General features: G+C 43.1%; 7 protein-coding genes. 5 read left to right on the top strand and 2 right to left on the bottom strand.

Features of this window, described 5'->3' with window-relative positions; all coding sequences use genetic code 11:
- Nucleotides 1-44 precede the first annotated feature (44 nt).
- The 3 genes from ACMHKH_RS11755 (at nt 45) to ACMHKH_RS11745 (ending at nt 3,363) form a co-directional block, all read left to right on the top strand.
- Nucleotides 45-1,352: an RNA-guided endonuclease InsQ/TnpB family protein gene (locus ACMHKH_RS11755; protein WP_413520828.1), complete on the top strand. Its 1,308-nt coding sequence runs from the start codon at nt 45-47 to the stop codon at nt 1,350-1,352.
- A 152-nt stretch (nt 1,353-1,504) separates the two neighbouring features.
- Entirely contained in the window at nt 1,505-2,389 is an 885-nt protein-coding gene (locus ACMHKH_RS11750; RefSeq protein ID WP_413520827.1) for an energy transducer TonB, read from the top strand.
- A 98-nt stretch (nt 2,390-2,487) separates the two neighbouring features.
- Nucleotides 2,488-3,363 (top strand): mechanosensitive ion channel family protein, encoded by an 876-nt coding sequence (locus tag ACMHKH_RS11745; protein WP_413520826.1) that lies wholly within the window; start codon nt 2,488-2,490, stop codon nt 3,361-3,363.
- Here the strand turns inward: ACMHKH_RS11745 and ybeY are convergent.
- Together ybeY and ACMHKH_RS11735 are read right to left on the bottom strand one after the other, a co-directional pair.
- Entirely contained in the window at nt 3,360-3,980 is a 621-nt protein-coding gene (gene ybeY / locus ACMHKH_RS11740) for an rRNA maturation RNase YbeY (protein ID WP_413520825.1), read from the bottom strand. The genes ACMHKH_RS11745 and ybeY overlap by 4 nt on opposite strands.
- A gap of 108 nt (nt 3,981-4,088) precedes the next feature.
- A complete protein-coding gene (locus ACMHKH_RS11735; protein ID WP_413520831.1) occupies nt 4,089-5,171 on the bottom strand; it encodes a PhoH family protein in 1,083 nt (360 codons plus the stop codon).
- Nucleotides 5,172-5,724: 553 nt separating this feature from the next.
- Between ACMHKH_RS11735 and ACMHKH_RS11730 the strand changes: the two genes are divergently transcribed.
- On the top strand, nt 5,725-7,026 hold the full coding sequence (locus ACMHKH_RS11730; RefSeq protein WP_413520830.1) for an FAD-dependent monooxygenase: 1,302 nt from the start codon (nt 5,725-5,727) through the stop codon (nt 7,024-7,026).
- A 121-nt stretch (nt 7,027-7,147) separates the two neighbouring features.
- The gene (locus ACMHKH_RS11725; protein WP_413520824.1) at nt 7,148-8,452 is read left to right on the top strand and encodes an FAD-dependent monooxygenase; all 1,305 of its coding nucleotides are present in this window, start codon (nt 7,148-7,150) and stop codon (nt 8,450-8,452) included.
- The last annotated feature ends 32 nt before the right edge of the window (nt 8,453-8,484 follow it).

Below are 8,484 nucleotides of genomic sequence, written 5' to 3'. Positions count from 1 at the left end.
AACTATTAGTATTAATATACGTTATATAAGATGCATGTCCATTTATGAAAATCAACAAAGCGTACAAATTTAGGCTTGAGCCTAATGCGGAGCAAGAGTTTATTTTAAATAAGCTTGTTGGCTCTGCACGTTTTGTTTGGAATCAAATGCTGGCGATTTCATTTGAAATGTTTGCTAAAAATGAGTTTATTAATGCAACCAATTTGGTTAATAGAATCATGGATGTAAAGAGTAATCCTGATTTTGAGTTTTTAAAGACCAGCTCAAATGCAGTTTCCTTGCAGCAGAAAATACGTGATCTCGCCTCTGCTTGGTCACGTTTTTTTGACCCTAAAGCTCATGCCAGGTTAAGAGAGAATAAAAGAAAACCTAAAAATCCTAAGTTCTTCAAGCTAGTTGATGGGTCAGAAATCCAACTGCGCCCACTTATGCCACGCTTCAAGCGCAAATCCGATGGTTGCGACTCAATTAGACTGGTTCAGTTTATTAAAAATTGCCGCGTTGGTGGTAATCGCGTCAAACTACCGAATGGTGTTGGTTTGGTGAAATTCAGGAAGTCGCAAGAGATTATTGGTACGATTAAAAACGTCACCATCAGCAAGAAATCAGGGTATTGGTACGTATCGTTTGGTACCGAGCGAGTACTTGATGAAAATCCCCGTCACCCTGCAACTACCGCACTGGGCCTTGATTTAGGTATTAGCAAACTTATCACCACTTCAAGCGGTGAGTATATTAAATCTAAGAATAGCTTTAAAACCAATAAGGCCAAACTTGCTAGGTTACAACGGCAATTAAGTAAAAAGACCTTATTCAGTCAAAACTGGAAAAAGCAAAACCGTAAGATTCAAAAATTACATCATCATATCGCCAATGTTCGTCATGATTACTTGCATAAAATCACAACTACACTCAGCAAAAACCACGCTATGATTGTCGTCGAAGATTTAAAAGTAGCCAATATGTCAAGATCAGCAAGCGGTACGCTAGAAAACAAAGGGCGTAACGTCAAAGCTAAGTCAGGATTGAATAAGTCAATCTTGGATCAGGGCTGGAGCATGGCGCTTAATATGCTTGAGTACAAACAGCACTGGCGTGGTGGATTGCTTGTTAAAGTAAATCCGAAATACACAAGTCAAACCTGCTTTGAATGTAAGCATATAGCTAAAGAAAATAGACAAACTCAAGCAAAGTTTGAGTGCGTCCAATGTGGTTATGTTGCGAACGCAGATTTTAATGCGGCTCGTAATATACTAGCGGCAGGACATGCCGTTTTGTCTGTTGAGGGAGGGTGCAGTAAAGATCGCCCATTGACGCAGAAAACTAGCGAAATCCGTGAGGAAGTTGCCTAAGAGCTTTTGCTTTTAGAATCTCCTACTTGAGCTTTGCGAAAGTGGGGGAGTATGTCAAGCCATGTTATGATAGCGCCGGCATGGGCAATAGGTATGGATATTACCACGTTTATTGATGACCGCCTTTACTTCATAAGTTGAGACCAACTGCGGTGTATATTAAAGACTCACAAAGCTACCATTTTTCAGCTCAAGCACCTAAGCGCGATATCAGCTTGCCGATGGCGATTGTTATTGCAGTTAGTGTGCATGCGGTAATAATTTTTGGCGTCAGTTTTTCGATGGGGCAAGACCCTGCCGGATTGATGCAAGACGTTGCCAAAGCGCTGACGGATAATATGAAGCCAAATGAAGATGCGCAATTTATTGCCAATGCTTCACAAGAAGGTGGCGGTACCGTACAAGAGCAATTGCGCCAAGAAACGGATCAAAGCAGTCCTTTGTCCGCTGAAGAAATGAGTGAGACGCAAGATGTGATTCGCTTGCAGCGCCAAGTACGTCAGCAGCGCTATCAAGAAAGCTATCTGCGCACCACGCTAAGCTGGCGTCATGCAAGCGTTGAGTCTGATAATGATAGTAAGCAAGCCCAAGATGATATGAGGGTGCAAGAAGAGCGCCTGCGTAAGCAAATCGCTACTTTAGAGGCTCAGTTGTCGCAGCGTCAGCAAACCTATGCCACCAAATCAAAAGTCGTGACCATGGATAGTAATTCAACGACACATGGCGCGGCCGCAGATTATATCAATACTTTCCGTGAGCATGTCGAGCGCGTCGGTAACTTACAATATCCTACCCAAGCTCGCGCACAAAGTATCACAGGTGAAGTACGCTTGATTGTCATTATCGCTAACGATGGCAATATCAAAGCCATCCGTTTGCTTGAAAGCTCAAATTCGACTATTTTAGATGAAGCTGCTAAGCAGTCGGTCAGACAAGCGGCACCCTTTGGTAAATTTACCGCAGATATGAAAGACATCGTTGAATTGCGTCTGATACGTACTTATCGCTATAGCGACATCGTAGAAGTGACTTACTAGAAGCAACTTACTAGACGTAATAACAATAATACTGCATTTTTAACGTATTAATTAAAGTGTCAAATAGATAATACACAGATATAAAATAAAGAGTTTGTATGGAGTTTTTAGGTTTTACCATCGATGTTGCTACCTTAACCAGTAGCGCAATAAGCGTAGCTGTCAAAGTTGCGTTAGCCCTATTGATATTCGTTATCGGGCGTTGGCTCGCCAAAAAAGCGGTGAAAGTTGTGCATGGGCTTATGCTGCGCAGTCGTTTGGATGATACCGTCGCTAACTTCTTAGGTCGCATCATCTATGGCATGTTGCTGGTCATCGTCGCTCTCGCGGCGCTAAGCAAAGTTGGCGTACAGACAACCTCCGTCGTGGCTATATTGGGCGGTGCAGCGGTAGCGATTGGTCTGTCATTGAAAGACCAGCTATCAAACTTTGCCGCAGGTATTATGATTGTCACCTTTCGCCCCTTTGTACGCGGTGATTATGTGCAAATTAGTAGTCATACCGGCACTATTACGGAAATCACCTTGGTGAATACCCATCTGACGACGATTAATAATCATGACGTCATCATTCCTAATAGCAGTATCACCACCTCAGCGGTTATCAATTACACCGCATTACCCAATCGCCGTGTCGATATCACCATTCGTATTGGCTATGATGCCGAAATTAAAGTCGCTAAAGATATCATGCTCAAATTAGCTCATGATAATGAGATGGCGTTCACTGACCCTGCGCCTATCGTACGTGTCACAAACTTGGGCGAAAATTCAGTTGATTTGACCTTAAATGTTTGGACGACCAATGGCGACTGGTGGTCAATGCAGTGTGATTTACTTGAACAGTTTAAATATGCACTTGATGATAAGAAAATTGATATTCCATTCCCGCAGCGTAGCGTTCATGTTAAAGGGCTTGATCAGATGATTAATCAGATGGATCAAGCACAGAAACTCACGATGAAAAAAGATTAAACATAAGGATTTGAGATATTTAACCCTGCCAAAATCTCAATCTCAAAGCACTCCATCTCATCTTGCTCGACTTGCCCAAGCTCATGGTCAAAACCGAGTAGATGCAAGATACCGTGTATCAATAAATGGCTGATATGCTGCACCGCTTCTTTATTTTGCTCTGTGGCTTCGCGTACCACTACGGCATGACAGATAACCAACTCGCCGAGCGGTAGCGTTGGCATCATTCCAATTATTGCCGCTGGTAAGTCGCTTGGGTAAGATAAAATATTGGTTGCGTAGTTTTTTTCGCGCGCTTCCAAATTCAGCTCACGCGCTTCAGTCTCATCGGTAATATAAATATCTAGCGCCTTAATCTTTTCTTGCCACTGCTCAGTGTCGATATTGTCAAAGTATGGCAATATGAGATCGTTTTTTACCTGCTCGTTTATATAGTCAAGCGTCGCCATCATGACAGATAGAAGCTGCTCACGATTATAAAAATCATCGAGTGTTTTATCATTAATAAGCTCACTGGCACTGATATCGAGCGCGTCTAAGCTTTCATCAGTGTTAAAGTTGTTATTAATACTATCGTCAATACGGTTGTGAGCATCGTTATGTTCGGCTTGGCTCATGCCATCATCCTTTTATTTCTATGTTAATTCAAAAGTCTCTAACAGTAAAAAACCGGATATCAAATCCGGTTTCCTTCTAGTATCTTAAAATATATACACTAAGATAAGTTATAACTTAGCAGCAGCATTATTAATTGCCTCTTTGCGCTCTTGCTCTTTCATACGCTCAAACTTACGCTTTTCTTGTAGTACCAATTGCTCATCATCATAGACGTCATACGCTTCAACGATTTTTTGTACCAACTGATGACGCACGACGTCTTTCGAGTCAAATTTTGTGATACGAATCTCTTCAATACCACTTAAGATTTCCATCGCTTGTGCCAAGCCTGACTTAGTACCGCGTGGCAAATCGACCTGCGTAATATCACCGGTAATGACGGCACGTGAGCCAAAGCCTAAGCGCGTTAAAAACATTTTCATTTGCTCAGGCGTGGTATTTTGCGCTTCGTCCAAGATGACAAACGAGTTATTCAAAGTCCGACCACGCATATAGGCAAGCGGAGCAATTTCAATGATTTGCTTTTCAATCATCTTACCGACTTTCTCAAAACCGATCATCTCATACAGCGCATCATATAAAGGACGCAAATAGGGATCAATTTTTTGGGTTAAGTCACCCGGTAAAAATCCTAGCTTTTCACCAGCTTCTACTGCTGGACGTACCAGCAAAATACGTTCAATCTCATTACGCTCAATCATATCAACGGCACAAGCGACAGCAAGATAAGTCTTACCAGTACCGGCAGGTCCAATACCAAACGACACATCAGACGATAAAATATCTTTGACATAGCGCTGCTGATTGCCACCACGTGGAATGATTTTGCCATTACGGGTACGCAGGCTAACTGGTGTAAATTCGCTCGCTAAGTCTAAGCGCTCTTCATCCGCCAGTTGCTGTTTATCTTCTTCGATATCCTCATCGCGTGCGATGCTTGCTTGGATAATGAGATGCAATTCTTCGGCGCTGATATCTTTAGTGTTTTGTGCTTCATCGACCATTTTATAAATAATACGTTCGCCGCGCTCGACACCCAATATGTCGCCACTTAGACAGAAGTCGCCTTGACGTTGGCTAATTTTGATATCGAGGCGTTGTTGAATGTATTTCATGTGATTGTTGTATTCGCCAAGCACGGTTTTAAGTTGTGCTGGGGTCAAGGATTCAAATTTTATACGGCGGCTCATGGAATCAGTCAAGCGATTATCCTTGTATTGGTTGCCCGCTGCTATGATTGAGGCTTTATGCTACATAGTCAGTCGCGCTTAAGAGATAAAATAATTAGTCGTGCTTTATATTCTTTAGTTTATAGCTTTTATTGTACGGCTTTTAGATAATAAAAAATGATGGCAAAGTAGCTGTTAGTTTGAGGGATAAGAAATTTGATAAATAGTAAGCTTGATGAATAATAAATAAATGTCCTGCCTTCATTATGGTAGATAGATTTAAAATTTCAAGCTCTATAGAGGGATACAAGGCTTTGTTTTTGTATGGTGATTGCAACCATAGAGGAAGGTGTTTATCAGTCATAGTGCAATAGCTTTTTATGGCTGTCACGGATACCGTCAAGACCACAGAATGATAGAGGATTTGTGGTAATCTATTGTCTAGGTAATAAGGCTATCAGAATATGTTTTGATAGTGTTAAAGAATAATAAGTTTTTGAATAAAATGAAGTTTTGAGTGAGTAATAATCACGTATAAAAACGTGTTAAACGGGCGATTATAGGAATAATAATGATGCAAACTACTGAGTCAAGTTTATCAAAATCTAATAATGTTAAACACGCTGCGATGACGGAACAGCAGGTATTGATCGCTGGTGGCGGTCATGTCGGTTTGTCGTTTGCGTTGCTACTGGCACATCATGGTATCGCCAGTACGTTGCTTGAAAAAAATAGCTACCCAACCATCAGTCCTAAAGATGATAGTAAGCGCAGTCATTATTTAGACAGTCGCAATACTGCTTTGTCACGGCGTACGGTACAGATTTATCAAGAAATTGGACTGTGGGATGAGCTACAAAGCCATGCTTGCCGAATTGATGCGGTACAGATTAGTGAGCAAGGTAGCTTTGGGCGCGCGCAACTAAATAAAGCGGATGAGCAAGTTGAGTCATTTGGACAAGTGATGGAAAACGCCTGGCTTGGACGTAAGTTGCTACTGGCTGCCCAGCAAGAGCCGCTGATTACCCTGATTGATAATGCAGATGTGATAGCTGTTGACCAGAAAAGCGACAGCGTGACGCTGAGTTTTAGCTACTATGGTGAAGAAGAGCATGAACAGCAATTGCAAGGCAGCGTGTTAGTCGCTTGTGATGGTCGCGACTCTACGGTGCGTCAGCTGCTAGATATCACTACTACAAATTATGATTATGGTCAAACTGCCATTGTGGGTGTGGTAGAAACGGACAAACCGCATGAGCATAAAGCCATTGAGCGCTTTAGTCCTGCCGGACCACTGGCGGTATTGCCATTGACTGATCCAGAAGGCGATGGCAATGATGACTATCAAGCAGGTTATAGACGTTCAGTCGTTTGGGTCTGTCCGAATGGGGAAGAAACGCAATACTTAGAAGACGATGCCCATTTCTTAGCGACTCTGCAGCAAGCTTTTGGTCAACGCGCTGGCACGTTTAAGGCCGCTGGTCGCCGTGGTGCCTATCCATTGACACGAGTACTGGCAGATAAACAAGTCGACGGTCGCTGCGTCATCATGGGTAATGCCGCACATACCTTGCATCCAGTCGCTGGTCAAGGCTTTAACCTCTGTATGCGCGATGCTCATGTATTGGCGCAAATGATGAGTGCCCAAGTGCTGAAAGGCGCAGATATTGGTGATCCTACACTACTAAAACGTTATGAAAAAGCCCGTCAAACCGATCAAAAACGCGTTATCCGCTTCTGTGATGCCGTGGTACATGGCTTTACTCATCCAAATCCAGCCGTGAAGCTGGCGCGTAACGTGGCGTTAGTTGCCTTTGATAAACTACCCAATATTAAGCCGTTAATTGCCAACTACGCGATGGGCTTAAAATCATAGTTCGTACAAATGATATCCCGTTAATAATTTTATAAGTTACTAAAGAAATCCAAAATTTAAGCTGCTGCTAACTGCGATAAATCTGAGCGGAGAGCGTAAATAGCCACAAAAAGGATGTTTTATGAAAAATAACCATACGCTGATTATCGGTGGCGGTATCGTCGGTGCGACGCTTGCTCTCAAACTGGCGCAAGACAATAAACCCGTGACGCTCATTGATGCACGCCCAAAGCGTGATGAAGCAGACTGGCAGCAGGTGCTTGGTCAACGTGATGCGCGTGTTTATGCGCTTAGCCTTGCCAGTGTTGAATTATTAAAAGAGGTTGGTGCTTGGCAAAAAATAGCAGCGTCAGAGCGTAAAGCTGATTACTCGCAAATGCAGGTTTGGCAACTAAACGGTATGGGAGAGTTACTGTTTGGCGATAGTGGTGACTCTAATAGTAGAACTAATGATAATAGAAATATTGTTAATAATAGCGGCAACTCTAAGCCAAAAATGCTTGGTAGTATGGTTGAGCCAGCGGTTATCGAATACGCCTTATGGCAGCGTTTATCAGCCCCTGATGTCAGTCAATATTTAACCATCATCGATGGTCAAAAGGTAGTCGATATGGACTGGTTGGGTACGGAGCAAGGCTACCGTGTGACGTTAGACAATGGTAGCGTGATTGATGCGCATTTATTGGTCGGTGCTGACGGGCGTGGTTCATTCGTGCGCAAGCAAGCAGGTATTGAGCTTGATGTTCTTGATTATAATCAAACGGCGATTTGCTGTGCGATTCAAACTGAAAAGCCGCATCTAGCAACTGCTCGTCAAGCCATGCTACCGACTGGCACATTGGCACTGTTGCCTTTAGCGGATATCACTGATGAAGATAAAGCCAACCCACAACATTGGCAATCGATCGTATGGACATTGCCACGTAATCAAGCATTAGCGTTGATAGAAGAACACCCGCGCTACATCGCTGATAAACTCGCCGCTGCCAGTCATTATGAGCTTGGGGCTATCCATAAAATTGAGTCAATCGTTAGCTTTCCATTAGCAGCACAGCAAGCAAAGACCTATGTCGCAGATAATTTAGTATTGATTGGCGATGCGGCGCATGGGGTGCATCCGCTTGCTGGGCAAGGACTAAATCTAGGTATGCTCGATGTAAAAGCGTTAAGCAAACAATTGGCGCATGATTATAACCGTAGTGGCGGTACGCTTTGGGGTGCTAATCAAACTTTACGTAGTTATGAGCGCCTGCGCCGTCCGCATAACAGTCTGATGATGCACAGTTTTTCAGTGCTTAATTGGCTGTTCGCTGGCTCACTGGCTCAGATGCGTCCTATCCAACAAATCCGTAATGAAGGCATGTATCGGGTGAGCAAAATTAAGCCGTTAATGGGCTTGTTTGCAAAGCAGGCGAGTGGAGTTTAGGGTTTTAACTTAACCCTTTAACTTAACTAAGG

Origin of the sequence: Psychrobacter glacincola, assembly GCF_965118485.1 — a bacterium.
Taxonomy (GTDB): Bacteria; Pseudomonadota; Gammaproteobacteria; order Pseudomonadales; family Moraxellaceae; genus Psychrobacter; species Psychrobacter glacincola_D.
Note: the sequence above shows the minus strand (reverse complement) of the source record. Positions and strands in the feature narration are given on the sequence as shown.